This is a genomic window from Paracoccus sp. R12_2 (assembly GCF_017744015.1).
GTDB lineage: Bacteria > Pseudomonadota > Alphaproteobacteria > Rhodobacterales > Rhodobacteraceae > Paracoccus.
Window position 1 is genome coordinate 66436 of record NZ_JAGHRA010000003.1, and the last position, 24162, is coordinate 90597.

At 64.3% G+C, this 24162-nt stretch carries 22 protein-coding genes; 4 read left to right on the plus strand and 18 right to left on the minus strand.

Features of this window, described 5'->3' with window-relative positions; translation table 11 throughout:
• Nucleotides 1-1452 carry a xanthine dehydrogenase small subunit gene (gene xdhA / locus J7359_RS04690; RefSeq protein WP_209055394.1) on the minus strand — a complete coding sequence of 484 codons (1452 nt, stop codon included), beginning with the start codon at nt 1450-1452 and terminating at the stop codon, nt 1-3.
• Between the two features lie 112 nt (nt 1453-1564).
• Between xdhA and J7359_RS04695 the strand changes: the two genes are divergently transcribed.
• Nucleotides 1565-2458, plus strand: coding sequence for a LysR family transcriptional regulator (locus J7359_RS04695; protein ID WP_209055395.1), 894 nt, complete (start codon nt 1565-1567; stop codon nt 2456-2458).
• 40 nt (nt 2459-2498) lie between these two features.
• On the opposite strand, the gene J7359_RS04700 is transcribed toward J7359_RS04695, so the two are convergent.
• The 10 genes from J7359_RS04700 to bhcA all read right to left on the minus strand — a co-directional run bounded on the left by J7359_RS04700 (nt 2499) and on the right by bhcA (nt 13428).
• Complete coding sequence (locus J7359_RS04700; protein WP_209055396.1) at nt 2499-3929, minus strand: PepSY domain-containing protein; 1431 nt, start codon at nt 3927-3929, stop codon at nt 2499-2501.
• Between the two features lie 75 nt (nt 3930-4004).
• On the minus strand, nt 4005-4364 hold the full coding sequence (locus tag J7359_RS04705; RefSeq protein WP_209055397.1) for a hypothetical protein: 360 nt from the start codon (nt 4362-4364) through the stop codon (nt 4005-4007).
• A 58-nt stretch (nt 4365-4422) separates the two neighbouring features.
• The gene (locus J7359_RS04710; protein WP_209055636.1) at nt 4423-5673 is read right to left on the minus strand and encodes a urate hydroxylase PuuD; all 1251 of its coding nucleotides are present in this window, start codon (nt 5671-5673) and stop codon (nt 4423-4425) included.
• Between the two features lie 6 nt (nt 5674-5679).
• Nucleotides 5680-6033, minus strand: a complete 354-nt coding sequence (uraH, locus tag J7359_RS04715) for a hydroxyisourate hydrolase (protein ID WP_209055398.1) — start codon at nt 6031-6033, stop codon at nt 5680-5682.
• A 242-nt stretch (nt 6034-6275) separates the two neighbouring features.
• A complete protein-coding gene (locus J7359_RS04720) occupies nt 6276-7628 on the minus strand; it encodes an 8-oxoguanine deaminase (protein ID WP_209055399.1) in 1353 nt (450 codons plus the stop codon).
• Complete coding sequence (locus tag J7359_RS04725; RefSeq protein ID WP_209055400.1) at nt 7612-9102, minus strand: nucleobase:cation symporter-2 family protein; 1491 nt, start codon at nt 9100-9102, stop codon at nt 7612-7614. Before J7359_RS04725 ends, J7359_RS04720 begins: the two co-directional genes overlap by 17 nt.
• 35 nt (nt 9103-9137) lie before the next feature.
• Nucleotides 9138-10100: an iminosuccinate reductase BhcD gene (bhcD, locus tag J7359_RS04730; protein ID WP_209055401.1), complete on the minus strand. Its 963-nt coding sequence runs from the start codon at nt 10098-10100 to the stop codon at nt 9138-9140.
• Complete coding sequence (gene bhcC / locus J7359_RS04735) at nt 10100-11263, minus strand: 3-hydroxy-D-aspartate aldolase BhcC (RefSeq protein WP_209055402.1); 1164 nt, start codon at nt 11261-11263, stop codon at nt 10100-10102. The genes bhcD and bhcC overlap by 1 nt, the downstream gene beginning before the upstream one ends.
• Nucleotides 11264-11275: 12 nt before the next feature.
• Nucleotides 11276-12238, minus strand: coding sequence for a beta-hydroxyaspartate dehydratase BhcB (gene bhcB, locus J7359_RS04740; protein WP_209055637.1), 963 nt, complete (start codon nt 12236-12238; stop codon nt 11276-11278).
• Nucleotides 12238-13428 (minus strand): L-aspartate--glyoxylate aminotransferase BhcA, encoded by a 1191-nt coding sequence (gene bhcA, locus J7359_RS04745; protein ID WP_209055403.1) that lies wholly within the window; start codon nt 13426-13428, stop codon nt 12238-12240. Before bhcA ends, bhcB begins: the two co-directional genes overlap by 1 nt.
• A gap of 187 nt (nt 13429-13615) precedes the next feature.
• On the opposite strand from bhcA, the gene bhcR reads away from it, so the two are divergent.
• Nucleotides 13616-14422 (plus strand): HTH-type transcriptional regulator BhcR, encoded by an 807-nt coding sequence (gene bhcR, locus J7359_RS04750; RefSeq protein WP_209055404.1) that lies wholly within the window; start codon nt 13616-13618, stop codon nt 14420-14422.
• A gap of 111 nt (nt 14423-14533) precedes the next feature.
• Here the strand turns inward: bhcR and J7359_RS04755 are convergent, their stop codons facing one another.
• Entirely contained in the window at nt 14534-15835 is a 1302-nt protein-coding gene (locus J7359_RS04755; RefSeq protein WP_209055405.1) for an NCS2 family permease, read from the minus strand.
• A gap of 219 nt (nt 15836-16054) precedes the next feature.
• Here J7359_RS04755 and puuE point away from each other — a divergent pair, with 219 nt between their 5' ends.
• Together puuE and J7359_RS04765 are read left to right on the plus strand one after the other, a co-directional pair.
• Nucleotides 16055-17461: an allantoinase PuuE gene (puuE, locus tag J7359_RS04760; protein ID WP_209055406.1), complete on the plus strand. Its 1407-nt coding sequence runs from the start codon at nt 16055-16057 to the stop codon at nt 17459-17461.
• Between the two features lie 43 nt (nt 17462-17504).
• Nucleotides 17505-18398: a bifunctional allantoicase/(S)-ureidoglycine aminohydrolase gene (locus J7359_RS04765; RefSeq protein ID WP_209055407.1), complete on the plus strand. Its 894-nt coding sequence runs from the start codon at nt 17505-17507 to the stop codon at nt 18396-18398.
• Between the two features lie 260 nt (nt 18399-18658).
• Here the strand turns inward: J7359_RS04765 and J7359_RS04770 are convergent, their stop codons facing one another.
• The 6 genes from J7359_RS04770 to J7359_RS04795 form a co-directional block, all read right to left on the minus strand.
• Nucleotides 18659-19087 carry a hypothetical protein gene (locus J7359_RS04770; RefSeq protein ID WP_209055408.1) on the minus strand — a complete coding sequence of 143 codons (429 nt, stop codon included), beginning with the start codon at nt 19085-19087 and terminating at the stop codon, nt 18659-18661.
• A gap of 16 nt (nt 19088-19103) precedes the next feature.
• Nucleotides 19104-19394, minus strand: coding sequence for a YrhK family protein (locus J7359_RS19865; RefSeq protein ID WP_247740198.1), 291 nt, complete (start codon nt 19392-19394; stop codon nt 19104-19106).
• Nucleotides 19391-20470, minus strand: a complete 1080-nt coding sequence (gene pheS / locus J7359_RS04780; protein ID WP_209055639.1) for a phenylalanine--tRNA ligase subunit alpha — start codon at nt 20468-20470, stop codon at nt 19391-19393. The genes J7359_RS19865 and pheS overlap by 4 nt, the downstream gene beginning before the upstream one ends.
• A 102-nt stretch (nt 20471-20572) precedes the next feature.
• Nucleotides 20573-21979 carry an alanine/glycine:cation symporter family protein gene (locus J7359_RS04785; RefSeq protein ID WP_209055409.1) on the minus strand — a complete coding sequence of 469 codons (1407 nt, stop codon included), beginning with the start codon at nt 21977-21979 and terminating at the stop codon, nt 20573-20575.
• Between the two features lie 81 nt (nt 21980-22060).
• Nucleotides 22061-23410 (minus strand): cytochrome P450, encoded by a 1350-nt coding sequence (locus J7359_RS04790; protein WP_209055410.1) that lies wholly within the window; start codon nt 23408-23410, stop codon nt 22061-22063.
• 80 nt (nt 23411-23490) lie between these two features.
• Nucleotides 23491-24162: a DUF1523 family protein gene (locus J7359_RS04795; protein WP_209055411.1), complete on the minus strand. Its 672-nt coding sequence runs from the start codon at nt 24160-24162 to the stop codon at nt 23491-23493.

The following is a 24162-nucleotide window of genomic DNA, read 5'->3' on the forward strand; positions in this document are numbered from 1 at the left end:
TCATTCTCCCACCGCGTATTTCAGCCGCACGGGCAGATCGGGATCGGATTGTTCCAGCCAGAAACGCCGGAACAGGTTCGCAGCCACCGCGCTGCGATATTCGGCGCTGGCCCGCCAGTCGGAAAGCGGCGTGAAATCATCCGCGACGGCACGCGCCGCAGCCTCGAAGCTTTCGGCGGCAAAGGGCTGGCCGGTCAACGCGGCTTCGGCCCTGGCCGCGCGTTTGGGCGTCGCGGCCATTCCGCCAAAGGCCACCCGCGCCTCGGTGATGGTGCCGTTCTCGATACTCAGGCAGAAGCCCGCGGCAACCGCCGTGATGTCGCTGTCGCGGCGCTTGCTGATCTTGTAGGCGGCAACAATGGCGTTCTGCGGGATCGGAATGATCAGCTGTTCGACGAACTCGCCCGGTGCCCGGTCCTGCTTGCCATAGTCGATGAAGAAATCCTGCAATGCCACCTCGCGCCGCACGTCGCCCTTGCGCAGCACGATCCGCGCACCAAGCGCGATCAGCAACGGCGGCGTGTCGCCGATGGGCGAACCATTGGCGATATTCGCGCCGACCGTGCCCATGTTGCGCACCTGCCAGCCACCGATTCGCAGCCAATAATCCAGCGCGGCCGGGATATGTTCGGCGATCAGCGGCGCGGCCTCGCTGTAGGTGACGCCCGCGCCAAGGCGGATCTCGCCGTCGCGGACCTCGACGCCTTTCATCAGATGGCCGATGAATACCGCCGGAGAGATGTCGCGCATGAATTTCGTCACCCACAGCCCGACATCGGTTGCGCCGGCAACGATCGTCGCCTTGGGATTGTCGGCCAGCACGGCGGCCAGCTCGTCCGCATCGGCGGGAATGATGGCGCGTTCGTCGCCCTTGCGCAATTCGACCCGCTGGCCCTGCATCGCGCGCAGCCGGGCAGCGACGGCGTCGCGTTCCGCAGCCAGCGCGTCCTGCGCCTGCCCGCCCGCGCGGCCGGCGGCCAGTGCCGCCTTGATGATCGGCTCGTAGCCGGTGCAGCGGCACAGATTGCCCTGCAGCGCCTCTTCGATCTGGGTCACCCCGGCGTCGGGGTTGGTCATCCACAGCCCGTACAGCGACATCACGATACCCGGCGTGCAGAAGCCGCACTGGCTGCCGTGATGTTCGACCATCGCCGCCTGGATCGGATGCAGCCCGCCATCGGGGCCCCGCAGATGTTCGACCGTGACGACATGGCAGCCGTGGCACGAGGCCAGAAAGCGGATGCAGGCATTGATCGGCTCGTAGACCAGACCCTTCTCGGTCACCCGACCCAACAGGACCGTGCAGGCGCCGCAATCACCCTCGGCACACCCTTCTTTGGTGCCGGTCAGGCGGCGGTCGATGCGCAGGAAATCCAGCAACGTATCGGCGGCGCCGACCTCGGTCAGCCGGATTTCCCGGTCATTCAGCAGAAAGCGCAACTCGGGCGTCATGGCATTCCCTCTTGGCTGTGAACCCGTCTGGAAGAGTAGGTTGTAAAAAAGGATTGCGAAATCGGTCGCGACACGGAAGACTTTACACGAAACATTGAAAGCGGGGGAGAAAATGTCTTATCTGGAAAGCCTGCGGGTCTTCGTCCGGGTGGTCGAACTGGGGTCGATCACCGCCGGAGGGCGGGATCTGCGGCTGTCCCCCGCCGTGGCGTCAAACCGCATCAAGGATCTTGAAAATCGCTTCGGGGTCCGGCTGCTGAACCGGACCACCCGCAAGCTGACACCGACCGAGATCGGGCGCGCCTTCTATGACCATGCCCGGCGCGTCATCGACACGCTGGACGAGGCCGAGGCGATGGTCAGCAGCTTTTCGGGCAAGCCGCAGGGCGTGATCCGCCTGACAGCGCCGCTGGGGTTGGGCCGACGACTGATCGCACCGCTGATCCCGCCTTTTTGCGACGCGAATCCCGGCGTGGATTTCAGGCTGCGATTATCCGACCGCAACGTGAACATCGTCGAAGATGCCATCGACCTCGCCTTTTTTCTGGGAGAGCCGGCCGATTCCGCGTTGAAATGGCGCAAGATCGCGGATGCGCCGCGCGTCCTGGTCGCCTCGCCGGAATATCTTGCCGAACACGGAACGCCGCGCAAACCCGAGGAACTGGCGGATCACAACTGCCTGCTGCTGCGCTATCCCCGCAGCCCCGAATATTTCTGGGTACTGCAGACCGATCAGGGACAGCAGAAGATGATGATCAACGGTCGCTATGACACCGATGACGGCGATGTGCTGCGGTCCTGGGCACTTGGCGGACATGGCATCGCCAATCGCCCTTTGTATGAAGTGTCCGAGGATCTGGCCTCGGGCAGACTGATAAAGATCCTGCCCGAGGCGCCGCCCCTGCCCGCGCAGTTCGGTTGCCTGACGCCGCATCGCAGGCTGCAGGATCCGAAGGTGCGCATGTTCGCAGATTTCGCGGTCCGCGAGTTGAAGAAGATCTTCTAGTTCAGGTCATGCCGCGATCCCGGGATCACGGCATGACCGATCAGGCAAATGCCCGTTTCAGCGCCGGCACCCGCGACAGGATCAACCAGTCAACCAGCAGAACGGCTGCAAGCGTGATCCCGGCCATCGGGAAGGCCAGCGACACCACCAGACCGACCGCCACGGCGCCCTGCCACAACGGCATGTCGGCAGGCATCGGGGGGGCGGCCAGACGCAGCTGTCCCGCCGGGCGGCGCTTCCACCACATGACCACGCCCGACATGCACAGGAAGATCACCGACAGGCAGAACGCGGTGTTCGCCAGCACGCTCCACAGTCCCAGCGTGCCCATATGCAGGGCAATTCCGACCGCCATCGCCTTGCCCATCCAGGAATAGTCGGAAAAGCGGATATCGGCCAGCACCTTGCCGCTGAACTGATCGACATGCACCACGCGGTCGCTGGTCGGATCGACGCTGTCGGTGCTCATCGAATCGCGGCTGAGGGTCCAGACGCCGGTGTCGCCTTGCGGAAGGTTCAACTGGTATCGTCCGTCATATCCAATCCGGCGGGCCAGCGCATCGACGCCGTCGATATCGACCGTGCCAGTGACACCGGACTGTCCCGCTTCGGATCCCGACGCGGGCATCGGCGTCTGTTCCAGGGCCCAGGGCACTTCTTTCGGACCGTGGTTCATGGTCGCATGAACGTCGTCGGACAGCGGAATATCGCCATACTTTCCCGGAGGAAAGCTGGACCATGCCTGCACCAGCTTTTCACCCCAGACGCCCGACCATGACAGACCCGAAATCAGGAAGAACAGCAAGAAGACCGAGATCCAGATGCCGACCGTCCCGTGCAAGGATTTCCAGAACGCGCGCCCCTTCGCCTGCAAGCGTGGCACGAAGGCGCGTGCAGCCCCGCCGTCGCGCGGCCACCACAGATACAATCCGGTCGCCAGCAGGACGATCCCAAGCGACGCGGCGGTCTCGACCACCCGATCGCCCATGACACCCAGCCGCAGGCCGCCATGCATCTGATCGGCCCAGTCATACCAGCCGCTGCGGCGGGGAAACTGTTCAAGCACGGCGGCGCGATACGGATCGACCACGACCATCTGCGCGGCACCGTCGGCATCATCGACGCGGAAGATCGCGGCAAGGTCGGGGGATCGCGGCGCGACATACTGAACCAGTTGCCCGCCCGGAACCGCAGCAACCGCAGTATCGGCCTGAACCGACACCGCAACCGGTGCGCCCTGCGGGACCACGGCGGTCCTTTCGCCATCGCGACCATCGATCCATGCAATCCACAGCATCATCATGCCGGTCACCGCAAGGATAAGGAAAAACGGGATCACGAAGACCCCGGCATAGAAATGCCAGCGCCACGCGGCGCGATACAGCCTTGTCGCCCGGCCGGGATCGGCCGCGGACGCCGCGCCCCCGGTCGTGGCCGCCGCAGACTGCGGCGCAGAAGTTTCATATGTCATCATTCATCTCCGGTCACACCCGAAGCCGCCTCATGCGGCAGGTGCAGGTTTCGCTGTTCTTGATCGTGAGAAGGATCAGCCGCGCGGTGGTGCGCGGGCGAAACAGGTCGGCGCGTGATGATCGCCCGACCAGAGATGGGTGGTTTCAACGTGGTGAAACTCGCGCGCTAGTGTGATCCACACCGGCAGCGCAGCCTGGGACACACTGTCCAGCGCGTGCACCAGAAGACAGGGCGCTTCCTCATGCGGCGCCGGCGCCTTCGCGGGTGTTCCTTCGGAGGACAGCGAAATCTCTTGCAGGCCGTGGCCGGTGCAGATCACCACTGTCTCGCCGCCGGACAATCCCAGATCGGCCAGTGCCGCCGATGTTTTCGGCAGCACCACGCCAAGGATCACCCCCAGCAACAGGACAAGGCGCAGGATTCGCATCGACATCGCGATCCTGTTACCGATTCGCGCGTGATCCGTTAAGCGAAAAAATTCCGACCGGCATCTACATGCCGGCCAGATCGGCCCCGCCGGCCTCGCGGAACCAGCGGATCACCTGCCGCCGTTCGTCGGCTTCCATGAAGCTGACATTCGCGGGCGGCATTGCATCGGTCAGTCCGGCCTGCACATAGATTTCGCGCGCGGCGCGCGCGATGTCGGCGGGGGTCTCGAGGAAGACCCCCTTCGGCGCATGATAGATGCCTTCGTACACCGGTTCGCGCGCATGGCACATCGAACAGCGCCCCATGACGATGTCACTGACCTGATCAAACCCCTCTGCGTCGGCAAAGCGCTGCTCGATCGGCGACAGGACACGCGCCTCGGATTCCTCGTAGCTGTCCTGGTTGAGACCGATCGAGCTGAGCCACATCACCATGATGAACAGCACCGCCGTCACCGCCCATGTCCACCAAAGGTCGCCCTTGCGGGCATGCATGGTGTTGAAGAAGTGCCGGATCGTCACGCCCATCAGGAAGATCAGCGCCGCGATCAGCCAATTGTACTGGCTGGCGAAGGCAAGCGGATAGTGGTTCGACAGCATGAGGAACACGACCGGCAGGGTCAGGTAGTTGTTATGCGTCGAGCGCAGCTTGGCGATCTTGCCGTATTTCGGATCGGGCGCCCGCCCGGCCTTCAGATCGGCAACGACGATCCGCTGGTTCGGCATGATGACCAGAAACACGTTGGCGGTCATGATCGTCGCGGTGAACGCACCCAGATGCAGCAGCGCGGCGCGTCCGGTGAAGACCTGGTCGTACCCCCAGCCCATCACGACCAGCGCGACGAACAAAAGCAGCATCAGCGTGGTCGGCGTCTCGCCCAGCTTGGACTTGCACAGCGTGTCATAGATCAGCCAGCCGATCGCCAGCGATCCGCCCGAGATCGCGATCGCCTGCCAGGTCGCCAGGTCCATCTTGGCCGGGTCGATCAGATACAGGTTCGCGCCGGCCCAGTAGGTGACCATCAGCAGCGCCGCGCCCGACAGCCAGGTGGCATAGCTTTCCCATTTGAACCAGGTCAGATGCTCGGGCATCCGTTCGGGCGCGACCAGGTATTTCTGGATGTGATAGAAGCCGCCGCCATGGACCTGCCATTCCTCGCCATGCGCGCCCTTGGGCATGTTGGGGGCCTTGGTCAGACCAAGATCCAGCGCGACGAAGTAGAAGGAACTGCCGATCCACGCGATGGCGGTGATGACATGCAGCCAGCGGATCGCGAAGGCCAGCCATTCCCAGATGACGACATAATCGGGAATCATCGCTCAGCTCCCCCGATAGGTCGAAAACCCGAACGGCGAAATCAGCAGCGGGACGTGATAATGGTCCTGCTGCGACATGCCGAAGCGGATCGGGATGATATCCAGGAAACGCGGAGTTTCGGCCGGCACGCCGGTCTTGTCCATCCACGCGCCGGCATGGAATTCCAACTCGTATGTGCCGGTCCGGAACTGGTCTTCCGGCAGGATCTGCCGGTCGGTGCGGCCATCGGCATTGGTCGTAAGCCGCGCCAGTTCGGTGCGGTTGTCGCCGTCGCGGCGGTACAGGACCACCTCCATGCCCTCGGCAGGTGTGCCGCGGGCGGTATCAAGAACATGGGTTGTCAGGTAACCCGGCATCTGCGCCTCCCCTGATTATCGCTGCCAGATTGATAACCGATCCGTGGCCACAGGCGAGATAGCCCGTAAGCAAGGCAGTCTTAAGATTTCGTGGAAAATCCCGTCTGGCAACGGATGGAATTGCCGCCTGTTGTCGCGAAACAGCAAGACCCCCGCCAATGGCGAGGGTCTGTCGTGCCATGATCCGTGGGCAGCAAAGATCGTCGGTCGGTGCGGTCGCGATAGGGCGCCGCATCTGCATTTCAGCCTGCCAGCCGTGCGACCGCGCTTTTCGCGCGGCGTTGAAGATCGCGGGTATCGGCGGTCAGAAGACGATGATCATCGACCACCGCCCTGCCCCGCACATAGACCGCACGCGGGCGAACCGGGGCACAGAAGACCAGAGCGGCGACGGGGTCCCATTGGCCGGCGGCCGCAAGTTCGCCGACATCCCACAGCACCAGATCGGCCTGCATTCCGGGCATCAAGGCACCGATATCGCGGCGCCCCAGGACGCGTGCCCCGCCGCGCGTCGCGATCTCCAGCGCCTCGCGCGCACCAAGTGCGCCGGGCCCGTCGCGCAGACGCGCAACCAGCATCGCCTGCCGAGCCTCCAGCCCCAGATGGCTGCAATCATTGCTGGCCGATCCATCCACGCCCAACCCGACCGGCACACCCGCATCGCGCATCGCGCGGACCGGGGCGATGCCGCTGGCCAGACGCGAATTGGAACAGGGGCAATGCGCGACACCGGTGCCCGTCCGCGCGAACAGGCCGATCTCGTCGCCCGACAGCTTGACACAGTGGGCATGCCAGACATCCTCGCCGGTCCAGCCCAGGCTTTCGGCGTAATCGCCCGGCAGCATGCCGAAATTCTCCAGCGAATAGCGGATATCCTCGTCATTCTCGGCCAGATGGGTGTGCAACCGCACGCCCTTCTCGCGCGCCAGAACGGCGGCGTCACGCATCAGTTCGCGGCTGACCGAGAACGGCGAGCACGGGGCCAGCCCGACCTGAACCATCGCCCCCTCGGCTGCATCGTGATAGGCATCGACGACACGTTCGCTGTCCTTCAGGATCGCGGTCTCGTCCTCGACCAGTTGATCGGGGGGCAAGCCGCCCTTGCTTTCGCCGATCGACATCGCGCCGCGCGTGGCGGTGAAGCGGATGCCGATATTCGCGGCCGCCTCGATGCTGTCATCCAGCCGCGACCCGTTGGGGTACATGTAGAGATGATCCGACGAGCAGGTGCAGCCTGACATCGCCAGTTCTGCCAGCCCGATTTCAGCGGACAGGCGGATGTCGTCGGGCGTCATCCGCGCCCAGATCGGGTACAGCGTCTTCAGCCAGCCGAACAATGCCGCATCCTGCGCCGCAGGGACCGCGCGGGTGAGGGTCTGGAACAGATGATGATGCGTGTTGACCAGTCCGGGCGTCACCACGCAGCCCTCGGCCTCGACCACCTGCGCATTGTCGCGCGGCAGGCCCTGGCCCGCCGCGACGATCTTTCCGTTCTGGATCAGGACATCGCCATTCGCGATCTCGCGGCGGTCGTCGTCCATGGTAACGACGACCTCGGCGCCCCTTATCAGCAGCCGATCAGATGTCGGCTGCATGACCCGCCTCGCGCATTTCGGCCTCATCGACACTTGGTGCGCCATTGTAGAACCAGTTCAGCAGCACCGCAGTGATCGCGGCCAGCAGGATGCCCGAATGGATCAGCGGATGGATCGCGTGCGGCATCCACTGGTTGAAATGCGGCGCGATCATCGGGATCATGCCCATTCCGATCGAGATCGCCACGATGAACAGGTTGTGGCGGTTGCCCGCGAAATCCACGCGGCTGAGGATGCGCACCCCGGTCGCCGCAACCATGCCGAACATCACCAGCCCGGCGCCGCCCAGAACGGTGGTCGGCAGGCTTTCGACCAGCGCCCCCATCTTCGGGATCAGTCCCAGCACGATCATGATCGCGCCCCCCGCCACGCAGACATAGCGCGAGCGGATGCCGGTCACCCCGACCAGCCCGACATTCTGGCTGAAGGACGTATAGGGAAAGGTGTTGAACAACCCACCGATGGCCGTCCCCAAGCCGTCCGCCCGCAGACCGGCGGCCAGCGATTTCTGGGTGATGGGTTTCTTGCACATGTCGCCAAGCGCCAGGAACATCCCGGTGGATTCGATCATCGTGACCAGCATGACCAGAAGCATGGTCAGGATCATGATCGGATCAAAGGTCGGCATCCCGAAATGCAGCGGCTTGATCAGCGCGAACCATTGCGCCGAGGCCACCTTGTCGAAATGCATCATGCCCAGCATTGCCGCCGCCACGCCGCCGACCGCGATACCGACCAGAACGGCGATATTGGCAAGAAAGCCCTTGGCATAGCGCGACACGACCAGAATCGTGCCCAGCACCAGCAACGCGATCAGGATATTGCGGCCCGACGCGTAAAGCGGGTTCGGTACCGTCGCGGCCAAGGCCACGCTGGCGGGCACGTCGCCTGCAGCACGCGCGCTTTCCAGCCATGCGGCGGCTTCCGGATCGACGACATTTGGCGCGGTGGGACCGACCTGAAGCCCGAAGATCCAGTTGATGCCGATCGGCATCAGGCTGATCCCGATCGTCAGGATCAGCGTGCCTGTCACGACCGGCGGAAAGAACCGCAGCATCTTGCTGATGACCGGGGCGATCAGGATGCCGATGATCCCTGCCGCGATGATCGATCCGAACAGCGCCCGCGCGCCCTCGTGACCGGGCATCGAGGTGGCGATGGCCACCATAGGCCCGACCGACGCGAAGGTCACACCCATCATCACCGGAAGCTTGATGCCGAAATACTGCGTCGCGCCAAAGCTTTGGATGATCGACACGATTCCGCAGACGAACAGGTCTGCCGAGATCAGGAACGCGACCTCCTCGGGGGGCAGGTTCAGCGCCCGCCCGACGATCAGCGGAACCGCGATCGCGCCCGCATACATGACCAGCACGTGCTGGAAACCAAGGGTGATGAGCTTGGGTGCCGGCAGCACCTCATCGACGGCGTGAACCGTCGCCTCTCTACCGGCGTCATAGCTTGCATCAGACATAGCGGACCTCCCTTTCCACGAATGTCGGATTGAAATCAGATCTCGACTTCGATGGCCTTTCCCTGTTGTTTCGCCAGTTCGACAACAGCGCCCGCGACCGCAAGATCCTGCAGACCGACGCCGGTGCCGTCAAAGATGGTGACTTCCGCATCGCCACGCCCCTCGTGATCGCCGGTGATAACCCGGCCTATCGCGGTGACGTCGCTGTCGGAAATCGTTTTCTGCGCCGCGGCGTGCTGGAATTCACCGATGCTGACCGATTGGGCAACCTCGTCAGTGAACAGCCGCGCCCGCCCGACCAGCGCCGGGTCAAGTTCCTGCTTGCCCTTGGTGTCGGTGCCCATGGCCGCGATATGGGTCGAACCCTCTACATGCGCGTCCATCAGCAGCGGTTCGAACGCCGAGGTGATCGAGATGATCACGTCGGCCTCGGCCCCCAGGCGAGGCAGTTCGACCGCCTCGAAAGGCAGGCCCAGATCAGCCGCCGTATCGGCAAGGCGGGACAGCATCTCGGGATGCGGATTCCAGCCGATGACCTTCTCGAAGGTGCCGGTGCGGGCGGCTGCCCGCATCTGGAACGCGGACTGGTGTCCCGCGCCGATCATGCCCAGCACCTTGGCGCCCTTGGGTGCCAGATGCTTGATCGACACGGCACTGGCCGCCGCCGTGCGCAAGGCTGTCAGCAGGTTGCCCCCCACCGCTGCCGCGACACGACCGGTGTCGGGATCGAACAGGAACACGGTGGACTGATGGTTGATCAGCCCGTGTTTCTGGTTGTTCGGCCAATAGCCGCCCGCCTTCAGCCCCAGCGTCTTGCCCGCGCGGTCGAAACCGCCCTTGAAGCCATACAGCGCGTCTTCATACCCGATGGCCTCGCGGACCACCGGGAAGTTGTAGGCGTCATCCGAGGCCATGGCGGCGAAGACCCGCTCGACCGCGTCGAATGCCGCTTCGGGCGTCATCAGCCCGGCGATTTCCTTCTCAGGGACGACCCACATCAGTAAGCCTTCCCGCGCGCGCTGACCGGCCACAGGGTCTCGACCTTGCCGTTGCGCACGCCGACATACCAGTCGTGCACATTGCAGGTCGGGTCACAATGGCCCGGCACCAGCCGCAGCTTGTCATTGACCTGCAACACGCCCTGCGGATCGTCCACGACGCCGTGTTCGTCGCTGCACTTGATGTATTTCACGTCGTCACGGCCATAGATGAAGGGCAGCCCGCTATCGACCGACTGGGCCTTCAGACCGGCGTCGACGATGGCCTTGTCGGCCTTCGCATGGCTCATCACCGAGGTCAGGATGAACAGCGCGTTTTCCCATTCGCCCTGGTCGATGCGGTTGCCGTCCTTGTCCAGGATGCGGCCATAGTCGGCATCCATGAAGGCATAGCTGCCGCACTGCAATTCGTTGTAAACGCCCGAATTGCTTTCAAAGTAATAGCTGCCGGTGCCACCGCCCGAGACCAGTTCCGGCTCCAGCCCGGCAGCCTTCAGCGCGTCCACGGCTTCCTTGACTTGCGCGATGGCAGCGTCCAGCTTGGCCTTGCGGTCGTCAAAGCTGTCCATGTGCTGCATCGCGCCCTGATAGGCTTGGATGCCGGTGAATTTCAGCCCCGGCGCCGCATCGACGGCACGCGCGATCTCGACGACCGCATCGGCTGTCTTGACCCCGCATCGACCTGCGCCGCAGTCGATTTCCACGAACACCTCGATCTGGGTGCCGTGCTTTTCCGCCGCCGCCGACAGATCGGCGACATTGGCCACATCGTCCACGCAGACGATGATGCGGCTGCCCAGCTTGGGCAGGCGGGCCAGACGGTCGATCTTCGCCGGGTCGCGGACCTGGTTGCTGACCAGCACATCCTTGATGCCGCCGCGCACGAAAACCTCGGCCTCGCTGACCTTCTGGCAGCAGACGCCAATGGCGCCGCCCAGGGATTCCTGCAGCTTCTGGACATCGACAGATTTGTGCATCTTGCCGTGGCTGCGGTGACGCATGCCGTGGGCCTTGGCATAATCGCCCATCTTCCTGACGTTCCGCTCCAGCGCGTCCAGGTCCAGGATCAGGCAGGGCGTCTGGATGTCCTTTTCATCCATGCCCGGCAGCGCGGGCACGTCGAAGCCGACCTCGAGACCTTCGAAATTGGTGGGTGCGTTCATGGATAGCCCTCCTCAGATCCAGGGCAGCTTGTCGAGATCGACATTGCCGCCGGTGATGATGATGCCGACACGTTTGCCGGCGAATGCGTCGCGGTTCTTCAGGATCGTGGCCAGCGGCACTGCGCTGCTGGGTTCCATCACCACGCGCAGATGTTTCCAGGTCAGTTTCATCGCCTCGATGATCTCGGCATCCGAGGCGGTGTAGATCTCGGACACGTGGTTGCTGACGAAATGCCAGGTCAGGTCCTTCAGCGGCACCAGCAGACCGTCGGCGATGGTCTTGGGCGCGTCATCGGCGATGATGTGCCCGGCCTTGAAGCTGCGATAGGCGTCGTCCGCCTGTTCGGGTTCAGCCGCGATCACCTGCGTTTCGGGGGCCAGCGTCGCCAGCGTCAGGCAGGTGCCCGAGATCATCCCGCCACCGCCGATCGGGGCTACGACCATGTCCAGACCGTCGGTCTGTTCCATGAATTCCTTGGCGCAGGTGCCCTGCCCCGCAATCACGCGCGGGTCGTTATAGGGATGCACGAAATCGCCGCCGGTCTCGGCCTGGACCTGCGCAAATGTCGCCTCGCGCGAACTGGTCGAGGGATCGCATTCGGTGATCTTGCCGCCATAGCGGCGAACCGTGTCCTTCTTGGCCTGTGGGGCAGTGCGCGGCATCACGACGTTGCAGGGAATGCCCCGCCGCATCGCCGCATAGGACAGGCAGGACGCGTGGTTGCCCGAGGAATGCGTCGCCACACCCTTGGCGGCCTGCGCCTCATCCAGCCCGAACACCGCATTGCTGGCGCCGCGGACCTTGAAGGCCCCAGGCTCCTGGAAGTTTTCGCATTTGAAGAACAGCTGCGCACCGGTCAGATCGTTGAGGTAGTCCGACACGCGCACCGGGGTCCGCCGGATATGCGGCTTGATCCGTTCATGCGCGGCCAGCATGTCCTGGTAGGTGGGAATATACATCTCGGCGTCCTTCATCACGCGGCGGCCCGTTCTGCGCCCGCAACGCTTTGGCGGTAATGTTCCTGCGCGGCGGCAACGCCGCTGCCCAGGGTGATCGGCAGGCCCAGATCGGCCATGACCATTTCCGCCGTGGCGATCCCCGACAGCGCCATGACATCGGTCAGGCTGCCCAGATGGCCGATGCGGAACACCTTGCCGGCGACATCGCCCAACCCGGTGCCGAATGCCACGCCATAGCTGTTCAGCGCGTGGCTGACGATCTTGTTGGCGTCAAAGCCCTCGGGGACGCGGATCGCGCTGACGCTGTCGGAATAGAGGTCGGGCCGGACGGCGCACAGCGACAGCCCCCAGGCGCCGACCGCCTTGCGCACACCCTCGGCGATGCGGTGATGACGGGCAAAGACGTTTTCCAGCCCCTCGTCCAGCAGCATGTCGCAGGCGACGTTCAGCCCGTTCAGCAGGCCGACCGGCGGCGTATAGGGAAAGCCGTTGGCGGCATAGCCCTTGGCCATGTCGCGAATGTCGAAGAAGGTGCGCGGCAGCTTGGCCGTCTCGACCGCGGCCATCGCCTTGGGCGAAAAGCCGACGATGGCCAGTCCCGGCGGCAGCATGAAGCCCTTCTGACTGCCGGTCACGGCGATATCGACACCCCATTCATCCATGCGGAAATCATAGCAGGCGATCGAGCTGACGCCGTCCACGAACAGCAGCGCCGGATGACCGGCTGCGTCCAGCGCGCGGCGGACCGCGGCGATGTCGCTGCGAACGCCGGTCGCGGTCTCGTTATGCGTGGCCAGAACGACCTTGATCTCGTGGTTCTTGTCGGCGGTCAGGATTTCCTCGAAGCGGTCGGCGGGAACGCCGTCGCCCCATTCTGCCATGACGACCTGCACGTCCAACCCGTGGCGCTGGCACATGTCGATCCAGCGATGGCTGAACATGCCGTTGCGCGCGGCCAGAACCTTGTCGCCGGGCGACAACGTGTTGGTCAGCGCGGTTTCCCAGCCGCCGGTGCCGGTCGAGGGGAACACGAAGACCTGGCCGTCGGTGGTTTTCAGGACCTTCTTGACGCCTTCCAGCGCTGGATGAAGGATCTTGCCGAACACCGGGCTGCGATGGTCGATCGTGGGCATGTCCACGGCCTTGCGCAGCACTTCGGGAATGTTGGTCGGGCCGGGAATGAAAACGGGATTCTGGCTGGTCATGGCGACTCCTCCTGCGGGTTATTGACGAATTTACGCGCTGCGGCGCAATGTCACAATTTTTCTGGAAACGTTTTTCGATAAGCGGAAAGATGCTGGAAAATCACGCCTAAACATGGGCTTGCGTTTTTCCACTTGCGATCCGGCATTTTCGCTGGAATCAGGATGCATTCTTAACCGGGGGGATAAAATGGCTGAACCTCAACGCAAACGCGGCCGCCCGCGCAGTGCGCCCGAGGCAGCGGGCACCATCCAGGCATTGGATCGCGCGCTGGATATCCTCGACCTGCTGGCCGCGCATCCCGGCCTGACGCTGTCCGAGATCGCCGAAAAGATGCAGCAGTCGCCATCGACCGTGCATCGCGTCCTGCACACCTTGGCCGCGCGCGGCGTGGCCGAAACTGATCTGGCCACGCAGACCTGGCATATCGGCCCGGCGACCTTCCGGCTGGGATCCGCCTTCATGCGCCGGTCTGGCATCGTGGAACGCGCCCGCCCGGTGCTGCGCGCCTTGATGGAACACACCGGCGAGACGGCCAATCTGGGCATCCTGAATGGCGATGCCGTGCTGTTCGTCAGTCAGGCCGAAACGCACGAGACGATCCGAGCGTTCTTTCCGCCCGGCACCCGCTCGCCTCTGCATGCCTCGGGGATCGGCAAGGCGTTGCTGGCGTTCGGTCGTGCCGATACGCTGCGAATGTTGCTGGACCATGTGCCGCTGAAACGGTTCACCGACCGGACCCTGACAACGGCCGAGGCGTTGCAGGAAGACCTGTCGCGGATCAGGCATCGCGGCTTTTCCTTCGACGACGAGGAAAAGACCCGCGGCATGCGCTGCATCGCGGCCCCGGTCTTTGACCTGACCGGCGAGGCCGTCGCCGGGATCAGCGTCAGCGGCCCCAGCCACCGGATCGGGCATGAACATGTCAAGACGCTGGGGGCGGCGGTGGCCGCTGCGGCGGGCGAGCTGTCACAGGCGTTGGGCGGACAGGGCTGAGGCTGGTCGTCAGGCCGGATCGCAAGGATCCTGCCACGCCCTTCCGAAAACGATAAGGGCCGCCGGAACAACCGGCGGCCCGAACTATTGCCTGGATCGCAGTCCTGGGTGTCAGTGGCCGCCGAAGAAGGCGAACTTGACGACGAACAGGGCAGCCACGATCCACGTCGCCGCGTGAACCTCGCGGGCGCGGCCGGTCAGCAGCTTGATCAGCGCATAGCTGATGAAACCGAACGCAAGTCCCGTGGCGATCGAGTAGGTGAACGGCATGGCCAGCGCGGTCAGCACGGCGGGTGCCGTCTCGGTCACATCGTCCCATTTGATCTCTGCCAGTTCGCGCACCATCAGCGTGGCCACATACAGCAGTGCAGGCGCCGTCGCATATGCGGGCACCGCACCGGCAAGCGGCGCGAAGAATGTCGCCAGCAGGAACAGGCCTGCGACGACCAGCGCGGTCAGACCGGTCCGACCGCCCGCCTGAACGCCCGAGGCGCTTTCGACATAGGCGGTGGTCGAGGAGGTGCCCAGAAGCGAACCGGCGGTGATCGCGGTGGAATCCGCCATCAGGGCGCGCGACAGCCCCTTGTTCTGATGGACCGGCCCCTCGGTCAGCAGCCCGGCCCGCTTGGCCACGCCGATCAGCGTGCCGGTGGCGTCGAACACCTCGACCAGCACCATCACCAGGATGACGTGGAAGATGCCGTAATGCAGCGCCCCCAGCAGATCCATCTGCAGGAAGGTCGGCGCGATCGAGGGCGGCATCGACATCACGCCCCTGAACTCGCTGACGCCAAGCAAAATCGAGGCGATGGTGATGACGAGAATACCGATCAGGATGGATCCCTTCACCTTCAGCGCGTCCAGCGCCACGATGATGAAGAAACCGGCGATGGTCAGCAGCGTGCCCGTATTGGTCAGATCACCCAGCCCGACCAGCGTCGCAGGGTTGTCCACCACCAGCCCCGAGCTTTGCATCGCGATGATGCCCAGGAACATCCCGATCCCGGCGGCAACCCCGCTGCGCATCGACATCGGAATGCCGGCGATCAGCCAGCGACGGATGCCGGTGGCGGACAGGAACAGGAAGATCAGGCCGCTGATGAAGACGGCACCCAGCGCCTGTTGCCAGGTAAAGCCCATCGCACCGACCACGGTGAACGCGAAAAACGCGTTCAGGCCCATCCCCGGCGCCATGCCGATCGGCCAGTTCGCCCAGAGCCCCATGATGGCCGAGCCGATGGCGGCGGCCAGGCAAGTGGCAATGAAGACGGCATCCCGATCCATCCCGGTCGAGGACAGGATGTCGGGGTTTACGAAAATGATATAGGCCATGGTCAGGAAAGTCGTGATCCCGGCGATCACTTCCGTCCGGACATTGCTGCCATGCTCGGCAAGCTTGAAGTAGCGTTCCATTGATAATCCTCCGCGCGGCTCTCCCTTGCCGCCATTGCCAAACCTTATGGGCGACGAGAGCCCGCTCACAATCAGCGCCAACCCGCAAGTCTTTCAATGGCAAATTGAAACAACGCCGGATCTTCGTCGATTCGTTGATACAGAATTTTGCTTCTGCCCGCTTGCCCGGCAAGCCCTTGCGCGGTTTGCTGTCATCGAACAAAGCCGGAGGAGAGGCAGATGCGCTACAGCCGCGACATGCGAGGATATGGCGAAACCACCCCGGACCCGAAATGGCCCGGCGGTGCGAAGATCGCCGTGCAGATCGTCATGAACTACGAGGAAGGCGGTGAGAACAGCATCGAGCACGGCGACAAGGCGTCCGAGGCTTTCCTGTCCGAAATCATCGGCGCCCAGCCCTGGCCCGGTCAGCGCCACTGGAACATGGAATCGATCTACGATTACGGCGCACGGTCGGGGTTCTGGCGGCTGCACCGGATGCTGAAGGATATTCCGATCACGGTCTACGGCGTCGCGACCGCATTGGAGCGCGCGCCCGAGCAGGTCGCCGCGATGCAGGATGCAGGCTGGGAAATCGCGACTCATGGCCTGAAATGGATCGACTACAAGGACGTCCCGCGCGAGGTCGAGGCCGATCATATCGCGCAGGCGGTCGCGCTGCACACACAGATCACCGGCGAACGACCCTATGGATTCTATCAGGGCCGCACCTCGATGAACACGGTCGAACTGGGCTGCGAGGAAGGCGGCTTTGCCTATCTGGCCGACACCATCGCCGACGACCTGCCCTATTGGCATGTTCATCAGGGCCGGCCGCAGTTGATGGTGCCCTATACGATGGACGCCAACGACATGCGGTTTTCCAGCGGCCAGGGCTTCGGGACCGGTGTCGAGTTCTTCGACTATCTGTGCGACAGCTTCGACATTCTTTATGCGGAAGGTCAGGCGGGCGCACCCAAGATGATGTCCATCGGGCTGCATTGCCGCCTGGCGGGGCGACCGGGCCGGGCGATGGCGATCCAGCGGTTCCTGGACCACTGCCGCGCGCATGAGGGGGTCTGGTTCGCCTCGCGCCTCGACATCGCGCGGCACTGGGCCGAAACGCATCCGCACCGCGAACGGCTGCAACCCTCGAAGATGGATCGCGATGATTTCGTGGCCAAGTTCGGCGGCGTCTATGAGCATTCGCCCTGGGTTGCCGAACGGGTCTGGGATGCCGAAATGGGCGCCGTTCACGACAGCGCCAAGGGGCTTGCCCGGCGGATGGCGCAGATCTTCCGCAGCGCCGACGATCAGGACCGTCTGGGCGTGCTGGTCGCTCACCCCGATCTGGCGGGCAAGCTGGCCGCGGCAAAGCAGCTGACGGCTGAAAGCACGTCCGAACAGGCCAGCGCCGGGCTGGATGCGTTGACCGATGAGGAACGCGCCGAATTCACCCGCCTGAACGACGCCTACACGGCCAAGCACGGCTTCCCGTTCATCATCGCGGTGCGCGACTATGACAAGCGCGGCATCCAGGATGCCATGCAGGCGCGGATCGACAACGACACCACGACGGAACGCGGCAAGGCCGAACAGCAGGTCACGCGCATCGCGGAACTGCGGCTGAACGACATCCTGAAATGAACGGTCCATCCCGCAGGGATCGTTGCCAGAATCGAGGTTAACCATGACCCATACTCCGCCGCATGGCGCCCCGACCGGCGATCCTGCATCCGTCACCACGGCCCCGCAGCAGGCAGGCTCTTACGCGGGTCCGGTTGCCGGACTGCCGCCGCAGACCGGGCTGACGACCGATACCGCCGTCTTCACCGAGGCCTATGCCGTCATCCCGCGCACCGTCATGCGCGACATCGTGACCAGCTATCTGCCCGGCTGGACCGGCATGCGGATGTGGATGCTGGCCCGGCCGCTGTCGGGCTTTGCCGAGACGTTCAGCCAATACATCGTGGAACTGGCCGAGGGCGGCGGCAGCGACGCGCCCGACGACGACCCGCAGATCCAGCACGCGATCTTCGTGACCGGCGGCGAACTGCGCGTTACCATCGCCGGCAAGCAGCATCTGCTGCGTCCGGGCGGCTTCGCCTATGTGCCGGCGGGCACCGAATGGTCGGTCCGCAACACCACTCCGGGCGAGACCGGCTTTCACTGGTGGCGCAAGCGCTGGCAGCCTTGCGCGGGCGTGGACAAGCCCGATCCGATCGTCGCGCAGGAACAGGACATCGCGCCGTCGCCGATGGTCGACACCGACGGGGCATGGGCCACGACGCGGTTCATGGATCCCGCCGATCTGCGCCACGACATGCATATCACCGTGGTCACGTTCAAGCCGGGCGGGTCGATCCCGTTTGCCGAAACGCATGTGATGGAACACGGGCTGTTCGTCATCGAGGGCAAGGCGGTCTATCGGCTGAACCGCGACTGGGTCGAGGTCGGTCCGGGCGATTTCATGTGGCTGCGCGCGTTCTGCCCGCAGGCCTGCTATGCGGGCGGGCCGGGGCCGTTCCGGTATCTGCTCTACAAGGACGTGAATCGGCACGCGCCGATGTGGCCCAACCGGTGATCCGTTAATCCCTGCCCCGCCGCCCCCGCGCAACGCCTGCGCAACGCCACCGTGCGTTGCGCGAGGACGCTGCGCGGGGGCAAAGCCGTTTCGGCCAGCAAATGCTTCAAGTTCGGCTGCACAGCGCGTGCACCGAGGCGGCACCGGCCGTGCACAGCGCGTACACAGCTTGCGAACCGTCGGGTAAGGGATGTTGCACGCAGGCTCAGGCAGAACCAATTTGAACCAAGTGGCTTTCTCGGATCCCGACGCTAACTCTCTCAGCTAATCGGAAGAAGATTGCTATACTCGTGCCGGTCAATCGCCGTGCTCTCAAAAACATCCTCGCGCATCGCCCTTAAGACATCGGCTAACAACAAATTATACTGCCTCGGATCACGGGGATTTCCAGTTCCGCTATTGGTAGAGGCGCAGTATTGATTGTACGGTCCTAAAGCGCGCAGGACTGCATCAGACGCGATGACCCCTGCCTCGATCCGACTTCTCAAATGTGCTTCTCCATCGCTGCCTACAGGATCAACGATGCTCAGCAAAAACTGCTGGTACAGGCGCCGTCGCTCGTGACGCAACGCGTTTCGTTCATCGGCCTCTTTCTGCCTTCTGTAAGCTATCGAACCACCGATTACCGTGATTAGTGCCGCGACAATCGTTGCAAGGCCACCAACTAGTGGAGCGTATTGCGCCAACATATGTGCAACTCCCTAGTCAACCCAACCGATCCGCCAGCGTCTCGGTCTTGCCCATCCGGTACAGCCGGATCTCTCGCCACAGTTTCAGGGTCGGCTTCATCGCGAAGAACACCGAACCGATGGTAAAGAACCATGTGGCGGGGGTCATCCAGGCGTCGGAAAAGAACATGATCGATCCGATGATGAAGCACAGCGCCGCCATGAAATCGACGACGGTGTGGGCAATCTCGAACCGGGCATAGAGACGGCGCGAGGCGGGGGTCGCCTCGCGGCGGTGGTGAGAGAATGCGCCGCGCCAGAAGCTCAACGGTTCAGGCCGCCCGCGACGCTTGGCACGTCGCCCGGCATGAAGCCGAAATGCCTGAGCCAGCGCAGGTCGGATTCGAAGAAGGCGCGCAGGTCGGGGATGCCGTATTTCAGCATCGCGATCCGGTCGATGCCCATGCCGAAGGCAAAGCCCTGCCATTCATCCGGGTCGATCCCGCCCGAGCGCAACACATGCGGGTGGACCATGCCCGAGCCCAGCACCTCGAGCCAGCCGTCGCCCTCGCCCACCTTCAGCGTGCCGCCTTGCCAGGAACACTGGATATCGACCTCGGCCGAGGGTTCGGTGAAGGGGAAATGGCTGGCGCGGAACCGGGTCTTCACGCGGGTGCCGAAATAGGCCGAGAAGAATTCTTCCAGCGTCCATTTCAGCTGCGCCATGGAAATGTCGCGGTCGATGGCCAGCCCCTCGATCTGGTGGAACATCGGCGTGTGGGTCTGGTCCATGTCCATCCGGTAGACGCGGCCCGGCGCGATGACGCGGATCGGCGCGCCCTGATCCTGCATGGCGCGGATCTGCACGGGGCTGGTATGGGTGCGCAGCACATGCGGCGGGCGGTCGTCGCCCGGCGCGCGGTGCATGAAGAAGGTGTCGTGTTCCTGCCGCGCAGGATGTTCGGGGGCAATGTTCAGCGCGTCGAAATTATACCAGTCGGTTTCGACCTGCGGTCCTTCGGCGACGGCAAAGCCCATATCGGCGAAGATCGCGTTCACCTCGTCCATGACCTGGCTGACCGGGTGGATGGTCCCCTGCGGGCGCGGCCGGCCGGGCAGTGTCACGTCCAGCCATTCGCCCGCCAGCCGGGCTTCCAGCGCGGCATCGTCCAGCGACGCCTTGCGGGCGCGCAGGGCTGTGTCGATTTCGTCGCGCAGGGCATTCAGCGCCTTGCCGGTGGTCTGGCGTTCCTCGGGGCTCATCTTGCCCAGTTCGCGCATCTTCAGGCTGATCTCGCCCTTCTTGCCAAGCGCGGCAAGGCGCACCTCTTCGATGGCGGCCGGGTCGGCGGCGTCCTTGATGCGGTCAAGCCATTGCTGGCGCAGGGGGGTCAGATCGTCCATCGTCATGCCTTCGGGTGCCGTGTCGGCGCCTGACTTAGCATTGTGGCGCGCGTTCGGAAAGGCCGTGAAAAAGGGGGCGATTGCCCCCTTCCCCGTTTGTCGTCAGTTCCAGATGTCGCGGTTCACGCCCGGCGCGATGTCGGGATGTTCCGAGATGTGGAAACGCGGTTCCTGCCCGGCCTTGCGCTGCCGGATATAGTCGCGCGTCACATAGGCGATGGTTCCCGACAGCAGCACGATGGCGATCAGGTTGATCGTGGCCATCAGCCCCATGCTGGCATCGGCGAAGTTGAACACCGTCGACACGGCCTGCATCGCGCCCCAGATCACCATCGCCAGCGCCGCGACCCGCAGCACCAGAATGCCGGTCGTGCCGCCGCCCAGAAACACCACCGCGTTCTCGGCATAGGAATAATTGCCGATGATCGAGGTGAAGGCGAAGAAGAAGATCGCGATGGCCACGAAGATGCCGCCGAACCCGCCGAAATGGTCGGTCAGCGCGGCCTGGGTCAGGTTCACCCCGGTCAGTTCCGCGGATGGAATGACATCGGCCAGCAGGATCATCACCGCCGTCGCCGTGCAGATCAGCAGCGTATCGATGAAGACGCCAAGCGCCTGCACGAAGCCCTGCGAGCTGGGGTGATGCGGGTCGGGCGTGGCCACCGCCGCGATGTTGGGGGCCGACCCCATCCCGGCCTCGTTCGCGAACAGGCCGCGCTTGATGCCGTTCAGCATCGCCGCCATGACGCCGCCGGCGACGCCGCCCACTGCCTCTTGCAGGCCGAATGCGGATTTGACGATGCCGATCAGGATGCCCGGCACCTCGCCGATATTCATGATCAGCACGATGATCGCCGCCAGCAGATACAGCCCCGCCATCGCCGGGACGACCTTTTCGGCCACGCGCGCGATCTGCGGGATGCCGCCGAAGATGATGATCCCCGCCAGAACCGCCAGCACGACGCCGACGATCGCCTTGTTGATCCCGAACGAGCGTTCGACGGCCTCGGCGATCGAGTTGGCCTGGACTGCGTTGAAGATCAGCCCGAAGGACGCGATCAGCGCCACCGAGAACAGCGCCGCCAGCCATGGCTGTTTCAGCCCGTGGGCGATGTAATAGGCCGGGCCGCCACGATACATGCCGCCGGGGCCGTGGATCTTGTAAAGCTGGGCCAGCGTCGATTCGGCATAGGCCGTGGCCATGCCGACCAGCGCGACCATCCACATCCAGAAGATCGCCCCCGGCCCACCCAGGGTCAGCGCGACCGCGACGCCGGCGATGTTGCCGGTGCCCACCCGGCTGGCAAGGCTGACGGTCAGCGCCTGAAACGGCGAGATCCCGTCGCGGTCGGTTTCACCCGACCCGATGACGCAGCGCCACATCTCGGCGAAATGGCGGAACTGGATGAAGCCCAGCTTGATGGTAAAATAGATGCCGACGGCCAGAAGGCCGTAGATCAGCACGTATCCCCAGAAGATGTTGTTGAGAAAATCAATGATCGCGTTCATGCGTCAGCCTCCTGAAAGCGCAGTGGCCTCAGACTGTAACGGAAGCGTGACCACCGCAAGCGCGAAGAACGCGGCCCCGCCTCAGCGGGCTGCGACATCCAGAACGACGCCGCCATGCGGGCGCAATGTCAGAATCATGCGCGGTTCCGGCGCGCGACCGGGCAGTGCGCGAAAACGGAACCGGACCAGCAGGGTGGCGAGGATGACCACCGCCTCTTGCAGGGCGAAGCTGGCGCCGATGCAGATGCGGGGGCCGGCCCCGAAGGGCAGGAAGGCATAGCGGTCGGGCGCGGTCCCGAAGCGGTCGGGGTCGAAGGCGTCGGGGCGATCCCATAGCAGGTGGTGGCGGTGCAGCGCATAGATCGGCAGCATCACCGTGTCGCCGGGCCGCACCTCGCGCCCGCAAAGACGGTCATGCGCCTGCGCGGTGCGCGACAGGAAGGCGGCGGGCGGATAGAGGCGCAGCGTCTCGTTCACGATCCGGGTGACAAGCGGCAGCGCGCCCATATCGTCCGCGGTCGCCGCGCGGTCGCCCAGTGCGGCCTGCGCCTCGGCCGCGGCGCGTTCCTGGATATCGGGATCGAAGGCGCACAGGTAAAGCGCCCATGCCAGCGTCAGGGCGGTCGTCTCGTGCCCCGCGACGATGAAGGTCAGCAGGTTGTCGCGCAGTTCCTGACGGCTCATGCTGCGACCGGTTTCGGGATCTGCGGCGTCCAGCAGCAGGTCCAGCAGGTCGGGCGCGCCCGACCGCGCCGCGCCGGCACGCGCCGCGATGGCCTGATCGGCGACGCGCTTCATCCGCCCCAGATCGCGACCCGAAACGACCCTGCCCGGCCGCGGCAGCCATGCCGGCAGGCCCAGCACGTCCAGCAGCGAGACCCTGGCCGTCTGCGAGATATAGCCGTTGATGGCGTGGTGCACCGCCGCCCGGTCAAAGCTGTCATCGCCGGACAGGGTCACGTCCGAAATGACCTCGAAGGTCGCGGCCACGGTTTCCTCGAACATGTCGACCGGACCAGTGGCGGCGGCCAGACGGCGGCAGGACGCCTGGGCGGCGGCGGTCATCACCGGGCCCAGCGCGGTGACATGGCGGTGAGCGAAGGCGGGCGCCAGCGCGCGCCGCTGCCAGCGCCAGTTCGCGCCCTCGGCGATGAACAGGCTGTCGCCGATGGCGGGTTCAAGGATCAGCTTGGTGGTGACCGATTTCGGATAGTCCTCGACCCGGTCCTTCAGGATGCGGCGCAGGCTTTCGGGGTCCATGACCATGTGCCAGCGGATGCCGGTCTTGCCCGACACGATCGGCTGTCGCAGCGCCAGTTCGGGAATGATGCCCAGAACGTTGCGTCGCGCGATCATCACGGTCTGCAGGATGCCCGCCGGCTGGGTGGCCAGCGCGACCTTGGCGGGTTCGCGATGCGGCAGGTCGGGCATGCAATCTCCTGTTATATGGGCTCCTGTGACATGGGCACAGGCTGGTGATCGCGCGCGCCCGGTTCAAGCCTGCCCGACCGCTACTTGCGCGGCCTGCCCGCCAGTTTCTGCCACCAGCTGCCGATCCGGCCGCGCGCCTGGGCCGAGCTTGCGCCGACGCGGTCGGTGGTGCGGTCCCAGCCGTCATCGACCGACTTGATCGCCGGATCGATCGTGCGTTCGCGGAACTGCGCCCACATCCGCCAGATCAGCGCCAGAAGGATCAGCAGCACGCCGCAGATCACCATCGCCGCCCAGTTGCGCGGGCGTTCGTTCGGATTGGCCAGCGTGTCGATGGAGATGGCGTTGGGATAGGCGGTCAGCCACGGCAGACGCCAGCCATAGGCGGTCACGCTGACCCATGTCGGGGCGGCCGAGGTCGATTGCAGGTTCGTCGCCTCGGCATGCAGGTTGGCGCTGTCATATTTGAAATAGGGCGGCCAGATCCAGCCGGTATCCTCGTTGCGATAGACGAAGACCTTACCGTTGGGGCGCACCGTCTCGATGAAGCGCACGTCACGCTGACCGGCCGCGTTTTCCACCGTTCCGGCATCCTCGGACGCATAGAAGATCGAATTGGACGAGGTGACGGCCGTCAGCCGGTTATAGGTGTTGGTGATCCGGACGGTGTTCTTGGACGGCAGCGAATAGTCCAGAAACAGGAACACCACCAACCCCAGCAGCACCCCCAGAACGACCTTGACGTAATACAT

Excerpts from the sequence above, each read along its gene's own strand:
- xdhA (WP_209055394.1), bottom strand. The coding sequence starts at position 1,452 with ATGACGCCCGAGTTGCGCTTTCTGCTGAATGACCGGGAAATCCGGCTG.
- J7359_RS04695 (WP_209055395.1), top strand. The coding sequence starts at position 1,565 with ATGTCTTATCTGGAAAGCCTGCGGGTCTTCGTCCGGGTGGTCGAACTG.
- J7359_RS04700 (WP_209055396.1), bottom strand. The coding sequence starts at position 3,929 with ATGACATATGAAACTTCTGCGCCGCAGTCTGCGGCGGCCACGACCGGG.
- J7359_RS04705 (WP_209055397.1), bottom strand. The coding sequence starts at position 4,364 with ATGTCGATGCGAATCCTGCGCCTTGTCCTGTTGCTGGGGGTGATCCTT.
- uraH (WP_209055398.1), bottom strand. The coding sequence starts at position 6,033 with ATGCCGGGTTACCTGACAACCCATGTTCTTGATACCGCCCGCGGCACA.
- J7359_RS04720 (WP_209055399.1), bottom strand. The coding sequence starts at position 7,628 with ATGCAGCCGACATCTGATCGGCTGCTGATAAGGGGCGCCGAGGTCGTC.
- J7359_RS04725 (WP_209055400.1), bottom strand. The coding sequence starts at position 9,102 with ATGTCTGATGCAAGCTATGACGCCGGTAGAGAGGCGACGGTTCACGCC.
- bhcD (WP_209055401.1), bottom strand. The coding sequence starts at position 10,100 with ATGTGGGTCGTCCCTGAGAAGGAAATCGCCGGGCTGATGACGCCCGAA.
- bhcC (WP_209055402.1), bottom strand. The coding sequence starts at position 11,263 with ATGAACGCACCCACCAATTTCGAAGGTCTCGAGGTCGGCTTCGACGTG.
- bhcB (WP_209055637.1), bottom strand. The coding sequence starts at position 12,238 with ATGAAGGACGCCGAGATGTATATTCCCACCTACCAGGACATGCTGGCC.
- bhcA (WP_209055403.1), bottom strand. The coding sequence starts at position 13,428 with ATGACCAGCCAGAATCCCGTTTTCATTCCCGGCCCGACCAACATTCCC.
- bhcR (WP_209055404.1), top strand. The coding sequence starts at position 13,616 with ATGGCTGAACCTCAACGCAAACGCGGCCGCCCGCGCAGTGCGCCCGAG.
- J7359_RS04755 (WP_209055405.1), bottom strand. The coding sequence starts at position 15,835 with ATGGAACGCTACTTCAAGCTTGCCGAGCATGGCAGCAATGTCCGGACG.
- puuE (WP_209055406.1), top strand. The coding sequence starts at position 16,055 with ATGCGCTACAGCCGCGACATGCGAGGATATGGCGAAACCACCCCGGAC.
- J7359_RS04765 (WP_209055407.1), top strand. The coding sequence starts at position 17,505 with ATGACCCATACTCCGCCGCATGGCGCCCCGACCGGCGATCCTGCATCC.
- J7359_RS04770 (WP_209055408.1), bottom strand. The coding sequence starts at position 19,087 with ATGTTGGCGCAATACGCTCCACTAGTTGGTGGCCTTGCAACGATTGTC.
- pheS (WP_209055639.1), bottom strand. The coding sequence starts at position 20,470 with ATGGACGATCTGACCCCCCTGCGCCAGCAATGGCTTGACCGCATCAAG.
- J7359_RS04785 (WP_209055409.1), bottom strand. The coding sequence starts at position 21,979 with ATGAACGCGATCATTGATTTTCTCAACAACATCTTCTGGGGATACGTG.
- J7359_RS04790 (WP_209055410.1), bottom strand. The coding sequence starts at position 23,410 with ATGCCCGACCTGCCGCATCGCGAACCCGCCAAGGTCGCGCTGGCCACC.
- J7359_RS04795 (WP_209055411.1), bottom strand. The coding sequence starts at position 24,162 with ATGTATTACGTCAAGGTCGTTCTGGGGGTGCTGCTGGGGTTGGTGGTG.